This is a genomic window from Lentzea sp. NPDC058436 (genome assembly GCF_042721515.1).
GTDB lineage: Bacteria > Actinomycetota > Actinomycetes > Mycobacteriales > Pseudonocardiaceae > Lentzea.
The window spans coordinates 73,481-96,443 of the sequence record NZ_JBHXLF010000002.1 but is presented as its reverse complement, the minus strand read 5'-3'; the positions used below and the strand labels follow the sequence as shown (position 1 = coordinate 96,443).

Genomic DNA, 22,963 nt, shown 5'->3' with positions numbered 1-22,963 from the left:
CACGATGGAAGCGGTCTCACACCGGGAGCTGACAACGATGTCACGACTGCTCGTGTTCGTGCTCGCCCTGCTGTTGCCCGCCGCGCCCGCCGTCGCCGCGCCTGCCGGCTGGACCGTTCGAGGTCCTGGCCAGGTCACCGCGGAACTGGCGCTCACCAGCGGAAACCTCACCCTCGCCGTGCACCGGCAGGGCAGAGCGGTCCTCCATCCGGCGGCAGTCGGCCTCACGACGAGCACCGCGGATCTCACCGAGGACCTGGAGCTCACCGGACGCGCTGACCGCGTTGTCAACGAGCGCTACACGATGACGACGGGCAAACGGCTGCAGCGCTCGGCCCGCATGACCGAGGCGAAGTTCAGCTTGCGCAACGCGTCCGGCGGCTTCGACCTGGTCGTGAGGGTCTCGGCGGACGGCGTCGCCTACCGGTACGTGCTGCCCCAGCCGGCGACGGTCACGGGCGAGGCGTCCAGCTTCAGCGTCCCCGCCGACTCGAAGGCGTGGCTGCTGCCCTACAACGCCTGGTACGAGGCCAATCGCGTGCGCACGACCGCCGGTGAGGCCACCGGAGACTTCGGCTACCCGTCGCTGTTCCAGACGGGCCAGGACTTCGCACTGCTCACCGAGTCCGATGTGGACGGCCGGTACGCGGGCAGCCGGTTGCGCAAGAGCGGCGACGGTTTCCAGGTCGTGCTGGCCGACGCGCAGGTGCCCTCGACCGGAACGACGCCGTGGCGCACCGCGATCGTCGGCGACCTCGCCACGGTCAGCACCTCCACGCTCGTGGACGACCTGGCGAGCCCCGCGAAGTTCACCGACACGAGCTGGATCAAGCCCGGCAAGGTCGCGTGGTCGTGGCTGAGCGAGCACTCCAGCCCGAGCGACTTCGCGCGGCAGAAGCAGTACGTGGACTTCGCCGCCCGCAACGGCTGGCAGTACTCGCTGGTCGACGAGGGCTGGAGCGCCGCGTGGGTGCCGGAGCTCATCCGGTACGCCCGCGCGCAGGGCGTGGAGATCCTGCTGTGGATGCACTGGACCGACCTCGACACGCAGCAGGAACGCGACACCGTGCTGCCCAGGGTCAAGCAGTGGGGCGCCAAGGGCGTGAAGCTCGACTTCATGGAGTCCGACTCGCAGGACCGCTATCGCTGGTACGACGCGGTGCTGCAGAAGACGGCCGACCTCAAGCTGATGGTCAACTTCCACGGTTCCACGATCCCGCACGGCCTCGCGCGCACGTGGCCGCACGTGCTCACGATGGAGGCGGTGCGCGGCGCCGAGAACTACCCGCCCGCCGCCAACAACCCCGTGCAGTTCTTCACCCGCAACGTCGCCGGCTCGATGGACTACACGCCCGTGTCGCTCGAAGTCGGCACGAAGGAGGCGTCGATCGCGCACGAGGTCGCGCTGCCGGTGGTGTACGAGTCGGGCTGGACGCACTTCGCGGACAAACCCGAGGCGTACGAGCGGCATCCGCAGGCGTTGCGCTACCTCGACCAGCTCCCGACGGTGTGGGACGAGACCCGGCTGCTCGACGGCGATCCCGACTCGCACGCGGTCGTCGCACGCCGCAACGGTGACAGGTGGTTCGTCGGCGGCATCGCGACCCAGGAACGCACTCTGCAGGCGCCGCTGAGCTTCCTCGGCGGCGGGCAGTGGCTGGTCGAGACCGTCCGCGACCCCGCCACCAGGGCCGACGTCGTCCGCGACCGGCAGGTGCTGCGCAACACCGACGTCCTCAAGGTCGCCGCTCAGCGCAACGGCGGGTTCGCGGCGGTCGTCTGCCGCTACCGGCCGGGCCTGCAGACGTGCGACCAGCCGATCCGCCAGGTCCCGAAGACCACGCTGACCGTCACGCCGTCCGGGACGACCGACACCCCTGCGGGCTCGACCATCGAGGTCACCGGCACGTTCACCAACGGCGACAAGGAGATCCGCGACGTCAGGCTGACCGCGACCGCACCCGAGGGCTGGTCCGTCACGGGTCCTGCCGTCACCCGCGCCAGGCTCGCGCCGAGTGAGTCGGTCAACGGTCGCTGGCAGCTCAGGGCGGGTACCCGAGTGGGCCCGGTGGACCTGCCGGTCGTCGCCACCTTCGGCGACGTGCACGTCGAGCAGGCGGTCAAGGCGTTCGTGCCGCCGCCGACGCCGGCCAACGGGGCGCAGGTCAGCGATCTGCCGTTCATGAGCGAGACCAACGGCTGGGGCCCGGTCGAACGCGACAGGTCCAACGGCGAGAACACCGGCGGTGACGGCAACGCGCTGTCCGTCGGCGGCACCACCTACGCCAAGGGACTCGGCACGCACGCGCCGTCCGAGGTCTCGGTCTACCTCGGCAAGGGCTGCGAGCGGTTCACCGCGAAGATCGGCCTCGACGACGAGACCACCGAGACGGGCTCGGTCGCGTTCCAGGTATTCGGTGACGACAAACCGTTGTACGACAGCGGAGTCATCCGGGCCAAGGGCGCGGCGGTGCCGATCGACGTCGACATCGCGAACGTCCGGATGCTCAGCCTCCGCGTCACCGACGGCGGCGACGGCCGCAACTTCGACCACGCCGACTGGGCGGAGGCCGCGCTGACATGCTGATCAACCGCAGGACGTTCCTCGCCGCGACCGGCATCCTCGCACTCGCCCCGAAAATCTCGGTGGCACAACTGAAGGACACCTACTACGAGGTGCTGCTCAGGCACACGAGGTGGGCCGAGACGCAGTACGACGCCACCACCGGGCGGTACCGGCGCACGGACTTCGGGTTCGCGGTCGTGCTCGGCAACGCCGTCCTGCTCACCAGGGGCAGCTACGACGCGTCCCTGGCGGGCATCGAGAAGGACGCGCTCAAGGCGCACACCCTCGCCACGATCAAGCACTTCGCGGCGAGCAACGTGCTGGCGGGCGGCACCGAGTGGGGCAAGACGTTGTTCTGGGACACCACGTTCCAGACCTACTTCGTGCTGGCCGCCCGCCTGCTCTGGCCCGACCTGGACGCCACGACCCGCGCGAACGTCGAGGCGATCGCGCGCGGTCAGGCCGACTACACGACGTCGCTCGGCACGGCCAACGACCCGCGTTCGGGCAGCTGGACGCCGAACGGACTGACCGGCGGCCACCGCGGCGACACCAAGCTGGAGGAGATGGGCGTCTACGCCCAGGCGCTGGCTCCCGGACTGGCCTGGCACGGCGACGGACCGGGCTGGCGCGAGGCGTTCGGCCGCTGGAGCCGCAACGAGGCGGGTCTGCCCGCCGCCGACCTCGCCAATCCCTCCACAGTGGACGGCGTGCAGGTGAGTGCCAACACCGCCACGAACCTGCACGACACGTTCATCGTCGAGAACCACGGCTCGTTCGGCCCGCACTACCAGGAGGAGCTCTGGCGCACGTCGGGTCGCAACGCGGTGCACTTCCTGCTCGCCGGACGACCGCTGCCCGAGGTGCTGACCAAGCAACCCAACGGAGAGCTGTTGTGGCGCACCATTCTCGCCACGATGAGCGACGCCGGTGAGCCGCTGATGCCGATGGTCAACGACCGCGAGCACCTCTACGGCCGTGACGTCATCCCGCTCGCCTTCCGCTCCACGGTCCTGCGCGACCCGATGGCCGCCCGTGCCGAGGCCGCGCTCGCATCAAGACTTCTCGCTTACCAGGCGCATCCGCCGGTCCACCGTCTCGCGAAGTTCTCCGGCGAGGCCAAGTACGAACCGGAAGCACGCGCGGAGCTCGCGATCAGCTACCTGCTGCACGAACTGCGCCCGCCCGCAACACCGGTGTCGGAGCAGGAGTTCTTCAGCCGTGCCGCGATCACGATCGACCACGGAGCGGACCCCGGCCTGCTGACCCACCAGTCGGCGGCCGCGTGGGCGGGCACCGTGACCAAGCCGGGCTTCACGAAGCTCGCGTGGCAGCCCGCGCACGACGACTGGCTGTTCAAGATCAGCGGCTCGACCCCGATGCTACTGCCGCCCACCCAGGTGACCGGCCGCAACACCGTTGCCTACCAACAGATCCGGGACGGTTTCGACGCCACGGCGAGCCTGCTGCGGTTCGCGGACGGGTTCGCCGGCACCGCCACCCTGCCGACCGGCACGATCGTGTGCGCGCTCCCCCGCCCCGGCCGGGTCGACGTGCACAACCTCGCGATGGCCGGAATGCCGGGCCTCACCGGGTCCCGCACGTACACGGGTTCGGCGGGCCGCGTCACGGTCCAGGCGCGCGAAGGCTTCCGGGTGGACGAGGTCACGTTCCCGGCGACGACGGCACGGCACGTCCGCATGGTCGGCGTCACGCCCCACCCGACGTACGGCTACTCGCTGTTCGAGTTCGAGGTCGGCACGAAACCCGTCGCGACCACGGCGTCGTCGTTCGACCCCGGCTACGAGCCCGGCAGGGCGACGGACGGTGATCCGGCCACGCGCTGGGCGGTCGCCCGTGCCGAACGCGGCCGCGCGGACAGCTGGATCGCCGTCGACCTCGGCACCGCCACGACCGTGACCCGCACACGTTTGCGTTGGGAGACAGCGGCTGCGGGCGCCTATCGGATCGAGACGTCGGCGGACGGCACCACGTGGACGACGGCGGCCGAGTGCCCGCGCCCGGACCTCAGCACGCCGGGCTGGCTCGACGTCGACGGCCGGGCGGGGTTCGTCGCGCGGTCCGCCGAGCCGTTCACCGTGCAGGGCGACACGATCACCGTGCCCGCCGGGCTCGTCGAGGGGTACGTGCGCGCCGACCTGCGCAAGATCGCGGCCGAACCGGCACCGGAGTGCCCTCAGGGCGTCCGGGCGAGCACCGCGGACGGGTTCCTCAGCCTCTTCAACCTGTCCGCCGAGAACGTCACCGGAACCATCAGGCTGCGTGGCACGCGCCTCTACCGGGGCACGCAGGTCACCACCCGCGACGGCACCGAGTACGCGCTCACCCTGCCCGCCGCCACCGCACGGGTCGAGGCGCCGTGGTTCACCGCGAAGGGCATCCCGCCGGGCATCACCGCCGTCGTGCACGACGGCCAACGCGTCACCTTCCGCGGCGGCCCGGCCGCGTTCGTGCTGACTCACCGCGACGGCCGTTCCCTCCCGGTCGTGCTGGGCAGGGCCGAGCGCACGGTGACCATGCCCCTGGCCACGCCGTTCCCGATCAACGACCTGGCGCTGGGCCGCGTCACGTTCCCGAACTCCGTGCTGCCACCGGGCATGAGCGACCCGGCGGCCGCGGTCGACGGCTCTGCGCGCACCGCGTGGACACCGGGACGGGACGGTCGCATGGTCGTTGATCTCGGCGCCGCGCACGACATCGCCGACGTGAGTCTGAAGTGGACGCACGGCCGGCCGCCGCCGCACACCGTCACCTACAGCCTGGACGGCAGGACCTACGGCTCCACCCCGTCCGCCCGGTACGTGGCGGTGTCCACGCAATGGCGGCCGGGCAACGCATCACTCCAGAGCGTGACGGTGACCTGACACGGGTTTGACGGCGAAACGCCCGGCAACCCGAAGGCATGTTCGAGGGAGTGCGTTCTGCCGCACGGGAAAGCAGCGTGAGCGCGCTGTGGTGCGTGCCGCGGTTGCGGCGGCACCCGGTGTGGCGCGACGCCGATCCCGGCATGGGCAGGGGTCTGGGCGTCGTGCTCGTACCCGGCTTCGGCGCGGGTGACATCAGCCTGCTGCCGGCCGCGTCGTGGCTGCGCGCACGCGGGTTCGTGACGGCGAGCGCAGGCGTCGGATTCACGTTGGGCTGCACCGGGGACCTGCTGGCCAAGCTCCTGCGCAACACGGAAGAACTCGCCGAGCGCACCGGTCGTCCGGTGGTGCTGCTCGGCCAGAGCCGTGGCGGCGGCGTAGCCCGTCTCGCCGCCGCCCGGCGCCCCGACCTGGTGTGCGGTCTGGTGATGATGGGCAGCCCGGTGCTCGACCCGATGGGCGCGCATCCGAGCGTCATGCGCATAGCCCGGTTCCTCACCCGTCTCGCCGCCGCGGGCGTACCGGGCCTGCTCGACGACGACTGCCTGCGCGGGCCCTGCTACGACGAGCACGTGAAGGACATGACCGAGCCACTGCGGATGCCCGCGATCTCGATCTTCTCGCGGTCGGACGGGGTCGTGCCGTGGCAGCTGTGCCAGGACCCGTGCGCGGAGTGCGTCGAGGTGCACAGCAGTCACACCGGCATGGGCTTCGACCCGGCCGTCTACGAACTGCTCGGCCCGAGGCTGGCGGAGTGGGCTCAGGTGACGGGCACGATGCGCGCGTCGAGCAGCACGCCGTCGGCGATGTCGAGCAGCCCGAGCGTGCCCTGCGGCTGACGGCGCTTCTCGGTGGGCGAGCCGGGGTTGAACACCCGCACGCCGTCCTCCTGCTCGTCCCACGGGATGTGCGAGTGTCCGAACACGACCAGCCGCGCGTCCGGGAACCGGCGGCGCATCCTCGTCATCCGGCCGGTCTTCTGGCCGCTGTCGTGGATCATCGCGAACGGCAGTCCGTCGATCTCGGACTCGACCACCTCCGGCGCGCCCCACGCGACCACGTCAGGTCCGTCGTTGTTGCCGCACACGGCGATGACGGGCGCGTACTGCGCCAGCTCGTCCAGCACGGGAGCCACGCAGACGTCCCCGCCGTGCAGGATCAGGTCCGCGGACCGCAGGTGTTCGGCCACGGCCGGTGGGCACCGCTTCCAGAACCTCGGCGCGTGGGTGTCCGACAGCACGACGACTCTCACAGCGCGACCGTACTCGCCGTTTGCGATTGCGCCGAACGGGGTACATGGCCTGCATGGCGAGGGCGATCTGGAGCGGTTCGATCAGTTTTGGACTCGTGACGATCCCGGTGGAGCTGTACAGCGCCACCGAGGACCACACCGTGCACTTCAACCAGTTCCAGCGCGGCACGTCCGACCGCATCCGCTACAAGCGCGTGAACGAGCGCACGGGCCGTGAGGTCCCCTTCGACAAGATCGTGAAGGGCCACGAGGTCGACGACGGCGAGTACGTGGTGCTGGAGCCCGAGGAACTGGACGAGATCGCGCCGGGCCGCAGCCGTACCCTCGACATCGAGGCGTTCGTCGACATCGACGAGATCGACCCGGTGCACTTCCAGAAGACGTACTGGCTGGGGCCGAAGAAGCCCGAGTTCTCCCGCCCGTACCTCCTGCTCGCCCAGGCGATGAAGAAGACCAACCGGGCCGGCATCGCCCTGTTCGTCATGCGCGGCAAGCAGTACCTGACGGCGCTCAAGGAGGACAAGGGCGTTCTTGCCGTGCACACGCTGTTCTTCGCCGACGAGATCCGCAGGCCGAAGGACGTGCTGGGCGTGACGCCGGAGGGCCGGGCGCCGCGCGGCAAGGAGCTCGACATGGCGATGTCGCTGGTCGAGTCCATGGCCGACGACTGGCGGCCCAAGGACTACCGCGACACCTACACCGAGCGCGTCAACAAGCTGATCAAGGCCAAGCAGAAGGGCCGCAAGGTCAAGGTGGAGGACGAGCCCGCCGAGGCGACCGGGGTCGTGGACCTCATGGAGGCGTTGCAGCGCAGCGTCGAGGCGAGCAAGAAGAAGCGCGGCAAGAAGGTCAGCTGACGACCAGAGCCGTCGCATTGTCGGTGCCCTGCGCGTAGAGAGCCGCCCGCACCAAACGCTCTGCCGTGGCGTGGCCCGACATGATCGCCTCGATGCCGTTGTACCCCAACGGTCCGTAGACGCCGTCGGACACGAGAGCGACGCAACCAGCCCGCGTTGACGCACGGCCGATGTTCTGCAACGTCGCGTGGCGCACGGTGTTCGTGACGACGTGCTCCATGCGCGGCACGACGGGAGTGCCACGCGAGCGGAAGTACTCGGCGACCGTGTGGTCCGTGGTGAGCTGCACCAGGTCCTCACCGTTGGACGCGTACGCGCGTGCGTCGCCCGCCCACGCCACGTCGAAGCCGCCCTCGGGACGAGCCACCGCCACCACGATCACGGCGTCACCGGAGTGCACCTGGAGGGTGTCGCGGGCAGCGAGGATCGCGGAGACCGGGTCGATCAGCAGAGCGGCGGCACGAGCGGCGGCCCAGGCGGCCTCACCGGCGGCCGCGGTGTCGCCCACGCCGTCGGCGACCACGAACGTACGGCGGCCCACGGCGTACGCGTCGGCGTTGTGCTTGCGCGGTCCACGGTCCGACGAGTGGGTCACGGTGAGTGCGGTGCCCAGTGGCATGGTGCGATCGATCAGCATGGCGGACCTCCCTGACCTCCACTAAGCCCTGTGAGGCTAGGAGTCTGCTGTCAGGACCCTGAGAAATTCTCTAGAACTTCGCCGCCCGGCGAAACCGGTCCGCTGCCCGGAGCAGTGCGGCGGACAGTTCCGGCGGGGAGACGACCTCGAACTCGGCCGTGATGCTCGCGAGCATGAACACCACGTCGTCCATCGTCTCGCCTCCGACCCGCACGGTGCACGAGTTTTCGTCCACAGCCGAAACCTCGCCGTAGCTCTGCCACTCCAGCGCCCGCGAGGCGGGCACGCTCAGTCGCACGACGCCCTGCACGGGCCACCGGTCGGCCACACGGGCCGCCACGAACGCCCCCGCGTCGCCTCCCGGAATCTCACGGGGCGTGAACCGCGCGCCGAACGGCGTCCGCAGGCTCATCCGATCGAGTCGAAAAGTCCGCCAGTCCCCTCGCTGGAGATCCCACGCGACCAGGTACCAGCGCCGGCCCCACGTCACGAGCCGGTGCGGCTCGACCTCGCGCAGGGTCTGCTCCCCCGAGTGCCCGACGTAACCGAACCGCAGGCGTTGCCGGTCGCGGCAGGCCGTTCCGACCGCTGTCAGCACTCCCGCGTCCAGCACGGGGCCGGTGGACGTGTGCGGCACCGTCGCGAACTCCACAGCGGCGACCCGGTGCCGTAGAGCGGAAGGCAGCACCTGCTCGACCTTCAGCAACGCGCGCACGGCCGTCTCACCGATGTTCTCGATGCCACTGGCGGTGCGCAGCCCCACGGCCACGGCCACCGCCTCGTCGTCGTCCAGCAGCAACGGCGGTAGCTGCGCGCCCGACCCCAGCCGGTAGCCGCCGCCGGACGTGCCCATCGACGCGTGCACGGGGTAGTCGAGCGTGCGGAGCCGATCGACGTCACGCCGGACCGTGCGCGTGGTGACGCCCAACCGGTCCGCGAGCTCCGCACCGGACCACTCACGGCGCGACTGCAGCAGACCGAGCAACTTGAGCAAACGAGCCGAGGACACTGTAGGACCATAACTGTCCTACAGCCGAAATAGCGTTCCGGTCATGAAGCCGTTCGAGATCAACATTCCCCAAGCCGACATCGACGACCTGCACCGCCGCCTCGACAACACCCGCTGGCCGAGCGACCCGGAAGGCGCCGGCTGGGCCCAGGGCACACCGCAGGCACGTCTCAGGGAACTCGCACAGCGCTGGCGGGACCTCGACTGGCGCGAGCAGGAGCGGCGGCTCAACAAGATCCCGCAGTTCGTCACCGAGATCAACGGCCGGCAGCTGCACTTCCTGCACGTCACCAGTCCGAACAGGAACGCAGAACCGCTGCTGCTCACCCACGGCTGGCCGACGACGTGCTTCGCGTTCGAGGAGATGATCGAGCCGCTCAGCCGCGACTTCCACCTGGTGATCCCGTCCGTGCCGGGCTTCGGTTTCCCCGGACCCACCACCGAGCTCGGCTGGACCATCCCGCGTGTGGCGGACGTGGTCGCCGAACTGATGAAGCGCCTCGGCTACGACCGGTACGTCGCGCACGGCTTCGACTACGGCGCCATGCTCACCCGCCGGCTGGGCCTGCGCGACGAGGTCAGGGCGGTCCACCTCAACCAGATCTTCTCGGCGGGCGTCACGGAGGAGACGGCCGACATGACCGTCGAAGCCGAGCGGAGGTCCGTGGAAAAGGCTTACCGGTACGAGTTCGAGCAGTTCGGTTACGTGGCGATGCAGAGCACTCGGCCGCAGTCGGTCGCCCACGCGCTCACCGACTCGCCGGTCGCGCAGCTGGAGTGGATCGAGTGGGCGTTCCACACGTGGAGCGACCCGGAGATCGGGGTACCCCTCGACGCGCTGCTGACCACCGCCTCGATCTACTGGTTCACCCGGACCGCGGGCTCGTCGGCGCGCTACTACCAGGAGGGCGACGAGACGTGGGGCGAACTGGAACCGCACTCCACCACACCGACGTCGGTGGCGGTGTTCCCGCACGACGTGGGCGTGCCGATCCGGCGAATGGCCGAACGCAACCACACCATCGCGCGGTGGACGGAAATGCCGAGGGGCGGCCACTTCGCGGCGATGGAGGTGCCGGAGCTGATGGTCCGGGAACTGCGAGACACCTTCCTTTTGTGAGGTTCCCTCGCAAGCGGCTACGGTGATCACGTGCGCTTCACGGTCTTCGGCGGGGTCTCGGCACGGACTGGCGATCGCACGACCGACTTCGGTCCGACGCGGCCGGGAGCCCTGCTCGGCGTGCTGCTCGCCGACGCGGGCCAGGTGGTGAGCGCGGAGGAACTCGTCGAACGGGTGCTGGGCGGCGCTCCCCCGCCACGGGCGCGGGCGATGATCCAGACGTGGCTGACGCGGTTGCGGCAGACGTTGCCGGGCCTGATCGAACGCGACGGCGGCGGGTACGCGGTGCGGGTCGACCCGCTGGAGATCGACCTGCACCTGTTCCGGCACCTGGTGCGCACCGGGAAGACCGTGGAGGCGCTCGCACTCGCCCAGGGCGAGTTGCTGTCCACACTGGACAGTCCGTGGGCGCGGCAGCTGCGCGCGGACTTCGCGGACGAGCTGCTCGCCGCCCGGCTCGGCCACGTCGACGAACGGCTGGCAGGGGGCGGGCACGCGGCGCTGGTGCCCGAACTGCGCGCGCTGGCCGCCGAACGGCCGTTGGACGAGCGGATCGCCGCCCAGCTGATCGAGGCGTTGCACGGCAGCGGACGCGCCTCGGAAGCGTTGCGGCACTTCAAGGTCGTGCGCACCCGGCTGGCCGAGGAGCTGGGCGCCGAACCGTCCCGGCACCTCACGACCCTGCACCGGCGCATCCAGGCCGCCGCGGCACCGCGCCAGCTCCCGGCCGCCCCCAAGCCGTTCACCGGCAGGGCACTGGAGCTCGCGGAACTGGACCAGGCACCGAACGGCGTCGTGGTGATCACCGGTACCGGCGGGGTCGGCAAGACCTCGCTGGCCGTGCACTGGGCGCACCAGGCGGCGGAACGGTTCCCCGACGGCCAGCTCTACGTGAACCTGCACGGCTTCGGCCCGAGCGGCGCGGCGGTGAGCCCCGGCGACGCGGTGCTGAGGTTCCTCGCGGCACTCGACGTGCCGCGCGCCCAGGTGCCGCACGACCTCGCCGGTCAGTCGGCGTTGCTGCGGGACGCGTTGGCGGACAAGCGGGTGCTCATGCTGCTGGACAACGCGACGGACACCGACCAGATCGAGCCGTTGCTGCCGCGCACGCCGAACGCGCACGTGGTGATCACGAGCCGCACCGAGCTGGCACCCGCGGACGCCCACGCGTTGCCGTTGGGGCTGCTGCCACCCGACGACGCCCGCGAGCTCCTGGCCGCCCGCATCGGCCATGACCGCGCCAGGGCCGAACCGGACGCGGTCGACACCGTGGTCCGCCGCTGCGCCCGCCTCCCGCTGGCCCTCGCGGTGGCCGGGGCGCGGGCCGCGACGCAACCGGAGTTCCCGCTGGCGGCGCTGGCGGACGAACTGGCCGACCTCGACGCGTTCGCCGACGACGATGACGTCACCGCGGACCTGCGCTCGGTGTTCTCCCACTCCTGCAAGGCGTTGAGCCCGGCGGCGCTGCGCCTGTTCCGGTTGCTCGGCCTGATGCCGGGCTCCGACATCGGCCTCGCCGGGGCCGCGTCGCTGGCCGGACTGGGCATTGCGGAGACTGCGGCGCTGCTCGCCGAACTGGCCAGGGCCAACCTGATCGACGAACCAGAGCCCGGCCGGTTCACCTGCCACGACCTGCTGCGCGACTACGCCGCCGAACTGGCGCTGGACAGCGAACGGGACGAGGCGCTGCACCGGTTGCTCGACCACCTCGCGCTGACGGGCGTGGAGGCCGGTGTCGTCTACACGCCGAGCCGCCACCGCCCTGCCACGCCGGAACCGGCGCCGGGCGTGGTGGTCGGGCGGTTCGGCACGCAGGCGGAAGCGCTGGCGTGGCTCCTGACCGAGCACCCGACCCTGATGGCCGCCCTGCCGCACGGCTCCCCGGTGCAGACGTGGCTCATGGGCTGGTGCCTCGCCGACGCGCTCGACCGCCAGGCCCGCTACCGCGATCTCCTGACGTCACAACAACTCGCGGCCGCCGCGGTCGAACGGCTCGGCGACGTCGACGCGTTCGGCCGCACGCTGATCAACCTGGGCCGCAGCCTGAGCCGCATGGGCAGGCCGGACGAGTCGAGCGCCGCGCTGCGCCGGGCGTTCGAGCTGTACGACGGCAATCCCGCGGGCCAGGCCGAGGTGCTGCTGAACATCGCGATGCTGTGCCCGGACGACAGGATCGGCGAGGCGCTGGAGCACACGCGGCGCGGGCTCGCGTTGTTCGAGGAGTGCGGCGACGAGTACGGGCAGGCCAACGCGCTGACCGGGCTGGCGTGGGGCCACGGCAAGCTGGGCGAGTACGCGCAGACCGTGGAGTACGCGGAGCGCGCGATGCGGATGTGGCAGGCGATGGACCACCTGATCGGCCAGGCGGAGGCGTGGGACAACCTGGGCACCGGCCACCTCGGGCTGGGTGACCACGCGAGGGCCGCCGAGGCGTTCACCCGCTCCTCGGAGATGTTCCGGCGGGCGGGCGACCTCCCGCTCGAATCCGGTGCGTACGAACAACTCGGTGACACCCACGCTGCCGCGGGTGCCACCGAGTCGGCTCGTCAGGCCTGGCAGAAGGCCGTGGAACTGCGCACGCGGGCGGGACTTCCGACCGACCGCGTGCGCGCGAAACTAGAGGCCGAACGCTAGGAGCACGTGGCCGTGCGGGTTCTCGAACGCGGAGTTGTAGCCCGACTGCACGTAGACCATGCCGTCCGACACCACCGCTCCCGCACCGGGCCCGGCCAGCACACCGCCACGACCGGTCAGCCCGTTGACACCGCGCACGTCCTGGATGGTGTCGTAGGACCAGATGATCTTGCCGGTCCTGGAGTTGTACGCCCGGAACTTGCCGTCCAGCGCTCCCAGCCACACCACACCGGGTGAGCTGGTCACGGGCAGGCCGTGCGCCTGGTAGCAACCGGGCTGGCCCGCCGCGCCGCCCGTGGTGCAGCCGTCGGCGGGTGCCGGCGTCTCCCACAGGACGGTGCCGGTGCCCGGATCCACCGCGAACAACTTGCCGGGATCGGCGTAGTAGGTCGCGATGTAGAGCCGCTTGCCGTCGTAGCTCGACCCCCACTGGATGCCCGAGATGCCACCGCTGGGCAGCGGCACGCCGAGCTGACGACGCCACACGACCTGCCCCGTCGAAGCGTCGAACACGTGGTACACACCGGACTTCTGGCCCACGCCGACGAGCTGCCTGCCGTTCACGCTGAACAGGTTCGGTGTGGCACCGATGTCGTAGTCGAGGTTGGTGCCGTCCTTGAGACCGGGGCAGTAGCCCTCGGCGTCGGGCTGGTTGCACGCGTCGCGCCACGTGTCGGCGTCGGTGACCTGGTTGGTCCACCTCACCGCGCCGGTGCGGGCGTTCAGCGCGAGCAGCGAGTCGAACTCGCCGCCCTTGCCCGTGTAGTTCTGGCCGGTGCCGACGTAGAGCGTGCCGGTCCTGCGGTCGATCACCGGCGAGCTCCACACGCCGACGCCGGACGGTTCGAACCGCTTGGCGCCGTTGGGCCACGTGCCGACCTGGACCGGTTCCGGCACCGTGTAGTGGCGCCAGACCAGTGCTCCGGTGTCGACGTCGAACGCGTCGATGTGCCCCCGGAACGTGCAGCAGTCGTGCGTGTTCGGCAGCGTGTTCTCGGCGCTGGAGGTGCCGACGTACACCAGTCCGTTGTGGACGATCGGGGAGCTGGTGGTCATCGACGCGATGCCGGTGTCGAGCTGCACCTGCCACTTCTGGCGGCCGGTGCGCTGGTCGAGCGCGAAGAACCTGCTCGCGCTGTCCCCGAAGAACACCTTGCCCTCGGCCACGACCGGGCCGTCGGAGTTGAACGCGAACCGGTCGCCCTGCGGGAGCGCGAACTCCCACTTCGCCCGGCCGGTGCGCGCGTCACGGGCGTAGAACTTCTTGTCGGGGCCACCGAAGTAGATGGTGTCCCCCACGACGGCGGGCTGGCTGCGGACGCCGTTGTAGTCGCCCTTGGGGTAGGCGAACGCCCACTTCAGCTTGAGCTTGCCGGCGTTGCCCGCGTTGATGCGCCATTCCGCGGCCTGGTGCCGCGACCCGTCGAGGTCCTTCGTCCAGCCGGGCCAGTCACCGTTCGAGTGCGCGGTGGCGGGTCCTGCGGTCAGCACTACTAGCGCCGCGGTGAGCAGCGCGGTGGTCTTGAGCATGGAATTTCCCCCTTCCGCCACCAGCCTGGCAGTGGCGGAAGGGGGACGCGTCCCCCCAAAGTCTCTTCCAGCCTTAACCGATCGGTTGATGCGTCACGACGTCGACGCCCGGAAAGCCCCGGCTGACGATCGGGGTGCTCCTGCCGTTGAGGTACTGCTGGAAGAACGCGGGGATGTAGGTCGTGGCGATCCTGCGCTGTCGTTCGGGGGTCAGCGCCCTGTCCGGGCAGCTGCTGTCGTTGTCGTAGGACCACACGGTGTTGAAGTAGTTGTGGTTGGCGTTCAACGGCTTGACGGCGTGGATCGGGACGACGTTGCGGCCCTTGGCGTTCTCGACGTACGAGCCGCCGCCGACCGCGCCGTCGCAGCTGCCGGTCATGGCCGCGAACGGGATCTTCGTGATCCGGTAGTCGAGGTTCTCCGGCGCCTCCGGGTCCGGCGCGTAGTAGTCGGCGGGCGCGAGCGGGAGCACGGCCTTGATCCGCACCCCGACGGGCAGCTCGCCGACGTGCTTGTCGGACGCCTGGTAGACCGCCCCACGACCACCGCGCGAATGGCCCAGGGTGCCGACGTTGGTGAGGTCGACGTGCCCGCGGAAGCCGGCCAGCTTCAACGGACCCCTGCCTTCGTTGAGATCACGCCACAACTCCAGGTGCTTGCTCATCACGGCCGCCCTGGCGACGTCCGCGATCTCCCCCATCTCGCCTGCGTTGACGCCGTTCACGCTCACCGACACGACCACGAAACCCTGCCGCGCCAGCTCCTCTGCGAGGTAGTCGTACCCGCGGTAGCTCGGGAACGCGTCCCCGGACGGACACGGCCACTTCCACTGGTCGTCGGCGCACGGCTTCCAGTAACCGTGCGCGAGCAGCACCAGCGGGCGCTTGCCGACGAGCGTGCGCGGCGCGTGCACGACCGCGGTGAGTTCGAGATCGGCGACGGGGCCATCCGGTTCGGTGTGAAAGCCGGGCACCTGAAATGCCCGGTCACCGAGCGAGTACTCGACCTTTCTGACACCGGAGCCGTGGTCGGCGGGGGCTGCGGAACTGGTCGGCGCGGCCAGCACCATCGCGAGGGCGACGGCGGCCGCGGCTTTTCCGATTGGCATGTGCTGATCCCATCGGGAAGTTGTGGGCGTCTCGTGAGGGACCTGTCACGGTTCTGCCACGGAGAAGTGGCCCGCGAACCCGGCGAACCGCTCCGCCAGCGGCCCGCCGCGCTCGTTCAGCGCACGCCACAGCGCACGGTGCCGGTCCATCGACCAGCGGTCACTCACGACCACCACGACGGCACCCTGTTGTGCCAGCTGCGGTGCGGTGAACTCGTGGCCGAACACCAGCGGCCGCACACCGACGAGGGTGCGCGGTGCGTGCACCACCGCGACGAGGTCCCCGACCTCGTACGTCATCTTCATGGTCGCGGGGCGGTAGTCGTCCTGCGAGGGAGCGGCCGCCGTGCTCGGCGCCGTCAGCACCAGGGCGCACGCCACGGCAACAAGGACTCTGCCGAAAACCATGGGACCGATCCCACCGAGCCCATGTGCGGTGAACGTCCGGACTGTGTCACGGTTTCGCTACAGCGCCCTCGACACCGTCGAGCAGAACTTTCAACCCGCCGCGGAAGTTCTCCACGGCGTCGTTCTCCAGGTACGGCAGATCCGGATCGATCGGCTCTCGATCGTTCTCCAGGACGTGCAGCATCGGGAACTTCTTCTCCAGGTCCGGCTCGATCTCCATCAGCACGGCGGACCGCGCGTACCACCACTCCTCGTCGGCCTCCCCGGTCGCGCCGCCCGCCGCACGGGCCTCGGCGACGGTCTGGGCCGCCCCGCGCACGAAGTAGTTGACGGCACCGACGATGCCGCGCAGTTCGCGGCCGGGCAGTCCGGTCGACACGAGGATCGCCGCCAGCGCCTCGATCACCGCGAACTCGTGCGGTCCGAGCACCGGGCGTGCCTGCGACACCTGCAGCACCCACGGGTGACGGCTGTAGAACTCCCACATGTCCTGCGCCCAGCGCGTGACGGCGGGCCGCCACCCCTCGTCCAGGTCGTAGGACGTCGGCACCTCGGCCATCGCGCGGTCGTACATCAGGTCGACGAGCTCGTTCTTGCCCGGCACGTACGTGTAGAGCGCCATGGCGGTGCGCCCGAGCCGCTCCCCCACCGCGCGCATCGAGAACGCCATGCCCTGCTCGTCGGCGACCTCGATGGCCGCGTCGACGATCGCGTCCACGCTCAGCCCCGGCTTCGGACCGGGGCGTTTCTCGACGACCGACGCACGCCAGAGCAGTTCAATGGAGCGGCGCGGGTCGCCCTGACCTGCGTAGACGACCACAGTTGCGACTCCTTACAACGTAAAGTAACCTCGACAGCCGCTCACTTTACGCCATAAAGAATCATGGGGGAATGCAGCGTGAACGCTGTCGCCGACAGCCATGACTTGATCCAGGTCCGCGGGGCGAGGGAGAACAACCTCGCGGACGTGTCGCTCGACGTCCCCAAGCGCCGCCTGACCGTCTTCACCGGCGTGTCCGGCTCCGGCAAGTCCTCGCTGGTCTTCGGCACGATCGCGGCCGAGTCGCAGCGCATGATCAACGAGACTTACACCGCGTTCCTGCAGTCGTTCATGCCGTCGATCGGCCGCCCGGACGTGGACGCGCTGCACAACCTGAGCGCGGCGATCATCGTCGACCAGGAGCGCATGGGGGCGAACTCCCGTTCCACCGTCGGCACCGCCACCGACGCGCACACCATGCTGCGCATCGTCTTCAGCCGCCTCGGCGAGCCGCACGTCGGCACGTCCGGCGCGTTCAGCTTCAACCTGCCCGAGGGCATGTGCCCGGCGTGCGAGGGCCTGGGCAAGGTCACGACCATCGACGTGGACGCCATCGTCGACCGGTCGAAGTCGTTGAACGACGGCGCGATCGACGCACCGAACTACGGCGTCGGCAGCTGGTACTGGCAGGTGCTCGCCAACTCCGGCCTCTACCCCGCCGACCAGCCGATCAACACGTTCACCGAGCAGCAGCTCGACGACTTCCTCTACAAGCCGACGACGAAGCTCGCGATCGGCGGCAGCAACATCACCTACGACGGCCTGATCGCGAAGCTCCAGCGCACGATCCTGTCCAAGGACCGCGAGTCGATGCAGCCGCACATCCGCGCGTTCGTGGACAAGGCCGTCACGTTCGCCACCTGCCAGGACTGCAAGGGCGCGCGCATCAACCAGGCCGCGTTGAACTCGAAGATCCGCGGGGTCAACATCGCCGACTGCTGCGCCATGCAGATCAGCGACCTCGCGCAGTTCGTGCACTCGATCGACGACCCGTCCGTCGCGCCTCTGCTGGCGACGCTGCGCGGCACGCTCGACTCGTTGGTGGAGATCGGTCTCGGCTACCTGTCGCTCGACCGCGAGTCCGGCACGCTGTCCGGCGGCGAGTCGCAGCGCGTGAAGATGGTGCGGCACCTGGGTTCGTCGCTCACCGACATCACCTACGTGTTCGACGAACCGACCGTCGGCCTGCACCCGCACGACATCCAGCGGATGAACGACCTGCTGTTGCGGTTGCGGGACAAGGGCAACACCGTCCTCGTCGTGGAGCACAAGCCGGAAACCATCGAGATCGCCGACCACGTCGTCGACCTCGGCCCCGGCGCGGGCGTCAACGGCGGCCACCTCTGCTACTCCGGTGACGTGGCGGGCCTGCGCGCGTCCGGCACGCTGACCGGGCGCCACCTCGACCACCGCGCCAAGCTGCGCTCGGAGTTCCGCTCCCCCAAGGGCTTCCTGCCGATCAGCGGCGCCAGCACCAACAACCTCAAGGACGTCTCGGTCGACCTCCCGCTCGGCGTGCTGACCGTCGTCACAGGCGTCGCGGGCTCCGGCAAGTCGTCGCTGATCCACGGGTCGTTGCGCGGCCTGAAGGACGTCGTGACGGTCGACCAGTCGCCGATCCGCGGCTCGCGCCGGTCCAACCCGGCCACCTACACCGGCCTGCTCGACTCGGTCCGCACCGCGTTCGCCAAGGCCAACGGCGTGAAGGCGGCGTTGTTCAGCGCGAACTCCGAAGGCGCGTGCGAGAACTGCAAGGGCATCGGGCTCGTCTACACCGACCTCGCCATGATGGCCGGCGTCGCCACGGTCTGCGAGAAGTGCGAGGGCAAGCGCTTCACCCCCGAGGTGCTGCGCTACACGTTGCGGGGCAAGAACATCAGCGAGGTGCTCGGCATGTCCGTCGCCGACGCCCGCGACTTCTTCCCGTCCGGCCAGGCCCACGCGGTGCTCAGCCGCCTCCACGACGTCGGCCTCTCGTACCTGTCGCTCGGCCAGCCGCTCACCACGCTGTCCGGCGGCGAACGCCAGCGGCTCAAGCTCGCGATCCACATGGCGGAGAAGGCCTCGACGTACGTGCTGGACGAACCGACGTCCGGCCTGCACCTCGCCGACGTCGACCAGCTGCTCGGCCTGCTGGACCAGCTGATCGACGCCGGCAACACGGTGATCGTGATCGAGCACCACCTCGCCGTGATGGCGCACGCCGACTGGATCGTCGACATGGGCCCCGGCGCCGGCCACGACGGCGGTCAGGTCGTCTTCTCCGGCACACCCGGCGACCTCGTGTCCACTTCGGACACCCTGACCGCCCGGCACCTGAAGGAGTACCTGTCGTGAACCTGCTGACGGTGACCTCGGTCCGGCCGCTGACCCCTCGGATGACCCGCATGACGTTCACCGGCCCCGGACTCGGCGAGATCGGCACCTGGCCGGACCAGCAGCTCAAGCTGCTGTTCCCCAAGCCGGGCGGGACCGCGCACGTGTCGGACGCCCCGGACGTCGGCACCTGGTACCAGGCCTACCTCGCGATGCCGGACGACGAACGGCCGTGGATGCGCAGCTTCACGGTCCGGTCGCTCGCTGCCGGTGTGCTGACCGTCGACTTCGTGCTGCACGGCGACGACGGACCGGCTTCCGCGTGGGCGGCCTCGGCTCGGGTCGGTGACGTCCTCGGCCGGTTCGGGCCCTCCCCCGACTACGCCCGGCCGCTCGGTGCCGCGGACCTGCTGGTGTTCGCGGGTGACGAGACGGCGTTGCCCGCGATCGCCTCGCTGCTGGAACTGATTTCTGCGGAACAGCGGCGGCTGGTGTTCGTCGAGGTCGCGGATCCGGCGGAGAAGCAGGACGTGCCCGGCGTGCGGTGGGTGCACCGCAGCGCTGGGGAGGACCTGGTGTCGGTGGTGACTGCGGCCTCGATCGGGCCGTCGACGTGGGTGTGGCTCGGCGGGGAGGCCTCTGCGGTTCGAGCGCTGCGCAGGCACTTCGTCGGGCTCGGAGTGTCCAAGAAGGACATCGAGTTCGCCGGGTACTGGCGGCGCTCGCTCACGCAGGACGACGCTCCCACCTCCGACGACCTGGCCGAGGCTCAGGAACGGATCGCCGCGCTCAGCGAGTGAACTCCAGCAGGCTGCGCCCTTCGGTCAGCCGGTGCACGGACTCCAGCCGGAGGCCGTGCACCGCCGCCAGCCGTTCGAGGTCGTGGAGCCTCCGGTCCCGCCCGCCGAAGTGCACGAGCATGACGAGGTCGAACTCCGTGCTCTCGCCGAGGGACTCCACGACCAGGACCCGGCTTCCTGCCTCGGCGCAGCGCGCCAGGATCCGGTGCGCGTCCTCGTCATCCCAGTCGTGCAGGACGTCAAACAGCAGGTAGGCGTCCCCTCCGGTGGGCAGCGGGTCGAAGAAGCTGCCCCCGGTCACCTCGGTGCGGCCGCCGAGCCCGTAGAGGTCCAGCACCACCCGCGCACCCGCCGCGGTCTCCTCCAGGTCCACGAGGTGCCCGCGCATCTCCGGGTTCGCCGTCAGGATCGCGGCGAGCAGGCTGCCGTGCCCGCCGCCGACGTCGACGAGCGTGCCGAACCGCGACCAGTCGTAGTTCCTGACGACCTGCGGCACCCAGTCCCGCTGGCGGTCGGTCATCTGCTCGTCGAACGCGGCACGCAGGTGCGGCTGCTCGGTCAGGTCCGCCCAGAAGCCCTGGCCGTAGCGCACCGGGTAGGCCGGTTCCCCGGTGCGGACGCTGTGCAGCAGGTCGACGAACGCGAGGTCGGCACGTCCGGCGGCGGAGTTCTGGTTCAGCGCGTTGTTCAGGTTGTTGTCCGCGTTCACGCAGAGGAGCGCGCCGAACGCGGTCGTGCGGTAGCCGGCGTCTGTTCCCTCTGTCACGCCGAGCATCGTCAGGTGGGCCAGGAGCAGGTCGAGGCCGAGCGGATCGACCGCCAGTTCGGGCGCGAGTTCGTCGGCGGTAGCGGGCTCGTCGCGCAGGCGGTCCGGCAACCCGAGGGTCACGGCGACCCGCAGCGCCATCGGCGTGACCAGCCCGGACATCTCTCGAAGCCGTCGTACGTCAATGTCCACGTGAACCAACCCTGCCACCCCGGGCAACCACATTTCGGTCAACACTGAAGCGATAGCGTTAACAGCTTCTCAACCAGTGGACGTGGACGACTCGGTCACTCGATCGGCTTACTGTGCGGCCCGACAGATCAACACGCCCGAGAAGCAGGTCACGCCGTTGTCCACTCCCGTCGCGCGGTCGGTGCCCGCCGCGATCAGATCCGTGCTCGCCCGCGACCGCTGGGCGCTCACCGGAACGATCACCGTCGTGGTGATCGCCCTGGTCGCGATCTTCGCGGACGTCCTCACCGCCATCGAGGGCCACGACCCGTACACCTACGACGCCTCCGCGCTCGACCCGGACACGGGGTTGCCGGCGGGCTCGTTCGGCGGGGTGAGCGCCGAGCACTGGTTCGGCGTCGAGCCGCTGACAGGGCGCGACCTGTTCGCGATCGTCGTGCACGGCGCGCGAACGTCGTTCCTGATCGGGCTTCTGGCCACGCTGGTGTCGATCGGCCTGGGCGTGCTGATCGGCGCGGCCGCCGGTTATCTCGGGGGCTGGGTCGACCGGGTCATCACCTGGAGCGCGGACGTGTTCCTGGGCTTTCCGTACCTGGTGTTCATGATCGCGCTGGGGGCGGTGGTGCCGGCCGAGTTCCCGCGGGCGCTGCTGCTGATCGTGGTGATCGGGTTCTTCGGGTGGCCGTCTACCGCGCGGATCGTGCGGGCGCAGGTGCTCACGCTCAAGGAACGCAACTTCGTGAAGGCCGCGCGCGTGCTCGGGGCCTCGCCGTGGCAGGTGTTCCGCACGGAGCTGCTGCCGAACCTGTGGGGTCCGGTGCTGGTCATGGCAACGTTGTCAGTGCCCGGCAAGATCGGGCTGGAAGCGGCGCTGTCGTTCCTCGGGGTCGGCGTGCTGCCCCCGACGCCGAGTTGGGGGCGGTCCATCAGCGCCGCCATCGACTGGGTTCAGGTCGACCCCGCGTACCTGTTCTTCCCCGGTCTGGCGCTGTTCGCGGTCACGTGGGGCTTCAACGCGCTGGGCGACGGACTGCGGGACGCGCTCGACCCCAAGGGGCGCAAGCGATGAAGCACGCGCTCACCCGGCTCGGCGGCATGGTGCTCGTGCTGCTGATCGTCGCTTTCTGCACGTACGTCGTGTTCTACCTCGTGCCGTCGGACCCGGCGCTGCTGGCGTGCGGCAAGCCGTGCACGCCGGAGAACCTCGCGCTGGCGCGGGAGTTCATGGGCTTCGACGAACCGTGGTGGCAGCAGTTCCTCACGTTCCTCGGCGGGATCTTCACCGGCCGCACGTTCGGCACGGGCGCGACCGCGATCCACTGCTCTGCGCCGTGCTTCGGGTACTCGTTCCGGCAGAACACCGACGTGCTGGAGCTGATCGCCGGACGGCTGCCGGTGACGTTCTCGCTCGCGATCGGCGCCGCGGTCCTGTGGGTCGGCGCCGGGGTGGCGATCGGTGTGGTCGCCGCGCTGCGCAAGGACTCCTGGTTCGACCGGATCGCGCTGGCCGGGTCCGTGATCGGGGTGTCCGCGCCCGTGTACCTGGTGGGGCTGCTCGGGATCCTCGTGCTGGGTTTCCAGCTCAACGTCGTGCCGGTCGGCAACTACACGCCGTTCGCCGAAGATCCCGTGCGGTGGGCGTGGGGGCTGGCGCTGCCGTGGTGCGTGCTCGCGTTCGCGCACGGCGCCCACTACGTGAAGCTCACGCGCTCGCAGATGCTGGAGACACTGAGCGAGGACTTCATCCGCACCGCCCGCGCGAAGGGCGTGCCGGAACGGACCGTCGTCGGCAAACACGCGCTGCGCAACGTGTTGCTGCCCGTCGTGACGCTGACCGGCATCGAGTTCGGCTCACTGCTGGGCGGCGCGGTCATCACCGAACGGGTGTTCAGCCTGCCTGGCCTCGGCGGCCTGCTGATCGAGGCCGTGCACTCGCGCGACCTGCCGACGCTGCTCGGCTGCACCCTGTTCGCCGGTTTTCTCGTTGTCGTCGCCAACGCCGTCGTCGACCTGTCGTACGGCCTGCTCGATCCGCGAGCACGGCTCACCTGAGGGAGGAAAGT

At 70.0% G+C, this 22,963-nt stretch carries 17 protein-coding genes and 1 pseudogene; 10 read left to right on the top strand and 8 right to left on the bottom strand.

Going from position 1 to position 22,963, the window contains the following annotated elements; translation table 11 throughout:
* Positions 1–37: 37 nt before the first annotated feature.
* The 3 genes from ACFWN2_RS07925 to ACFWN2_RS07915 all read left to right on the top strand — a co-directional run bounded on the left by ACFWN2_RS07925 (position 38) and on the right by ACFWN2_RS07915 (position 6,290).
* A complete protein-coding gene (locus ACFWN2_RS07925) occupies positions 38–2,587 on the top strand; it encodes a glycoside hydrolase family 97 catalytic domain-containing protein (protein ID WP_382425722.1) in 2,550 nt (849 codons plus the stop codon).
* The gene (locus ACFWN2_RS07920; protein WP_382425721.1) at positions 2,581–5,451 is read left to right on the top strand and encodes a discoidin domain-containing protein; all 2,871 of its coding nucleotides are present in this window, start codon (positions 2,581–2,583) and stop codon (positions 5,449–5,451) included. The genes ACFWN2_RS07925 and ACFWN2_RS07920 overlap by 7 nt, the downstream gene beginning before the upstream one ends.
* Positions 5,452–5,528: 77 nt before the next feature.
* A complete protein-coding gene (locus ACFWN2_RS07915) occupies positions 5,529–6,290 on the top strand; it encodes an esterase/lipase family protein (protein ID WP_382425720.1) in 762 nt (253 codons plus the stop codon).
* On the opposite strand, the gene ACFWN2_RS07910 is transcribed toward ACFWN2_RS07915, so the two are convergent.
* The gene (locus ACFWN2_RS07910) at positions 6,212–6,703 is read right to left on the bottom strand and encodes a metallophosphoesterase family protein (protein WP_382425719.1); all 492 of its coding nucleotides are present in this window, start codon (positions 6,701–6,703) and stop codon (positions 6,212–6,214) included. The two genes, ACFWN2_RS07915 and ACFWN2_RS07910, sit on opposite strands and share 79 nt — an antisense overlap.
* A gap of 53 nt (positions 6,704–6,756) precedes the next feature.
* Here ACFWN2_RS07910 and ACFWN2_RS07905 point away from each other — a divergent pair.
* Positions 6,757–7,542 (top strand): annotated as a pseudogene (locus tag ACFWN2_RS07905) (Ku protein); the annotation flags it as partial.
* 10 nt (positions 7,543–7,552) lie between these two features.
* On the opposite strand, the gene ACFWN2_RS07900 reads toward ACFWN2_RS07905, so the two are convergent.
* Positions 7,553–8,197 carry a PP2C family protein-serine/threonine phosphatase gene (locus ACFWN2_RS07900; RefSeq protein WP_382425718.1) on the bottom strand — a complete coding sequence of 215 codons (645 nt, stop codon included), beginning with the start codon at positions 8,195–8,197 and terminating at the stop codon, positions 7,553–7,555.
* Positions 8,198–8,267: 70 nt separating this feature from the next.
* Positions 8,268–9,206, bottom strand: a complete 939-nt coding sequence (locus tag ACFWN2_RS07895; protein WP_382425716.1) for a helix-turn-helix transcriptional regulator — start codon at positions 9,204–9,206, stop codon at positions 8,268–8,270.
* Positions 9,207–9,249: 43 nt separating this feature from the next.
* On the opposite strand from ACFWN2_RS07895, the gene ACFWN2_RS07890 reads away from it, so the two are divergent.
* Complete coding sequence (locus tag ACFWN2_RS07890) at positions 9,250–10,326, top strand: epoxide hydrolase family protein (protein WP_382425715.1); 1,077 nt, start codon at positions 9,250–9,252, stop codon at positions 10,324–10,326.
* Positions 10,327–10,356: 30 nt separating this feature from the next.
* Positions 10,357–12,960 carry a BTAD domain-containing putative transcriptional regulator gene (locus tag ACFWN2_RS07885; RefSeq protein ID WP_382425714.1) on the top strand — a complete coding sequence of 868 codons (2,604 nt, stop codon included), beginning with the start codon at positions 10,357–10,359 and terminating at the stop codon, positions 12,958–12,960.
* Here the strand turns inward: ACFWN2_RS07885 and ACFWN2_RS07880 are convergent.
* From ACFWN2_RS07880 to ACFWN2_RS07865, 4 genes are all read right to left on the bottom strand, one after another.
* Entirely contained in the window at positions 12,943–14,490 is a 1,548-nt protein-coding gene (locus ACFWN2_RS07880; protein WP_382425713.1) for a PQQ-binding-like beta-propeller repeat protein, read from the bottom strand. The genes ACFWN2_RS07885 and ACFWN2_RS07880 overlap by 18 nt on opposite strands.
* Positions 14,491–14,563: 73 nt before the next feature.
* The gene (locus ACFWN2_RS07875) at positions 14,564–15,598 is read right to left on the bottom strand and encodes a hypothetical protein (RefSeq protein WP_382425712.1); all 1,035 of its coding nucleotides are present in this window, start codon (positions 15,596–15,598) and stop codon (positions 14,564–14,566) included.
* 45 nt (positions 15,599–15,643) lie between these two features.
* Positions 15,644–16,006, bottom strand: coding sequence for a hypothetical protein (locus ACFWN2_RS07870; RefSeq protein WP_382425711.1), 363 nt, complete (start codon positions 16,004–16,006; stop codon positions 15,644–15,646).
* Between the two features lie 46 nt (positions 16,007–16,052).
* Complete coding sequence (locus ACFWN2_RS07865) at positions 16,053–16,826, bottom strand: TetR/AcrR family transcriptional regulator (protein ID WP_382425710.1); 774 nt, start codon at positions 16,824–16,826, stop codon at positions 16,053–16,055.
* Positions 16,827–16,904: 78 nt separating this feature from the next.
* Between ACFWN2_RS07865 and ACFWN2_RS07860 the strand changes: the two genes are divergently transcribed.
* Both ACFWN2_RS07860 and ACFWN2_RS07855 read left to right on the top strand, forming a co-directional pair.
* Positions 16,905–19,163 carry an ATP-binding cassette domain-containing protein gene (locus tag ACFWN2_RS07860; protein ID WP_382425709.1) on the top strand — a complete coding sequence of 753 codons (2,259 nt, stop codon included), beginning with the start codon at positions 16,905–16,907 and terminating at the stop codon, positions 19,161–19,163.
* Positions 19,160–19,942, top strand: a complete 783-nt coding sequence (locus tag ACFWN2_RS07855; RefSeq protein WP_382425708.1) for a siderophore-interacting protein — start codon at positions 19,160–19,162, stop codon at positions 19,940–19,942. The genes ACFWN2_RS07860 and ACFWN2_RS07855 overlap by 4 nt, the downstream gene beginning before the upstream one ends.
* Here the strand turns inward: ACFWN2_RS07855 and ACFWN2_RS07850 are convergent.
* On the bottom strand, positions 19,932–20,900 hold the full coding sequence (locus ACFWN2_RS07850) for a methyltransferase (RefSeq protein WP_382425707.1): 969 nt from the start codon (positions 20,898–20,900) through the stop codon (positions 19,932–19,934). The genes ACFWN2_RS07855 and ACFWN2_RS07850 overlap by 11 nt on opposite strands.
* A 157-nt stretch (positions 20,901–21,057) precedes the next feature.
* Between ACFWN2_RS07850 and ACFWN2_RS07845 the strand changes: the two genes are divergently transcribed.
* Together ACFWN2_RS07845 and ACFWN2_RS07840 are read left to right on the top strand one after the other, a co-directional pair.
* Positions 21,058–21,969: an ABC transporter permease gene (locus ACFWN2_RS07845; protein WP_382425706.1), complete on the top strand. Its 912-nt coding sequence runs from the start codon at positions 21,058–21,060 to the stop codon at positions 21,967–21,969.
* Entirely contained in the window at positions 21,966–22,952 is a 987-nt protein-coding gene (locus ACFWN2_RS07840) for an ABC transporter permease (RefSeq protein ID WP_382425705.1), read from the top strand. Before ACFWN2_RS07845 ends, ACFWN2_RS07840 begins: the two co-directional genes overlap by 4 nt.
* Positions 22,953–22,963: the final 11 nt, after the last annotated feature.

Excerpts from the sequence above, each read along its gene's own strand:
- ACFWN2_RS07925 (WP_382425722.1), top strand. The coding sequence starts at position 38 with ATGTCACGACTGCTCGTGTTCGTGCTCGCCCTGCTGTTGCCCGCCGCG.
- ACFWN2_RS07920 (WP_382425721.1), top strand. The coding sequence starts at position 2,581 with ATGCTGATCAACCGCAGGACGTTCCTCGCCGCGACCGGCATCCTCGCA.
- ACFWN2_RS07900 (WP_382425718.1), bottom strand. The coding sequence starts at position 8,197 with ATGCTGATCGATCGCACCATGCCACTGGGCACCGCACTCACCGTGACC.
- ACFWN2_RS07890 (WP_382425715.1), top strand. The coding sequence starts at position 9,250 with ATGAAGCCGTTCGAGATCAACATTCCCCAAGCCGACATCGACGACCTG.
- ACFWN2_RS07880 (WP_382425713.1), bottom strand. The coding sequence starts at position 14,490 with ATGCTCAAGACCACCGCGCTGCTCACCGCGGCGCTAGTAGTGCTGACC.
- ACFWN2_RS07875 (WP_382425712.1), bottom strand. The coding sequence starts at position 15,598 with ATGCCAATCGGAAAAGCCGCGGCCGCCGTCGCCCTCGCGATGGTGCTG.
- ACFWN2_RS07870 (WP_382425711.1), bottom strand. The coding sequence starts at position 16,006 with ATGGTTTTCGGCAGAGTCCTTGTTGCCGTGGCGTGCGCCCTGGTGCTG.
- ACFWN2_RS07840 (WP_382425705.1), top strand. The coding sequence starts at position 21,966 with ATGAAGCACGCGCTCACCCGGCTCGGCGGCATGGTGCTCGTGCTGCTG.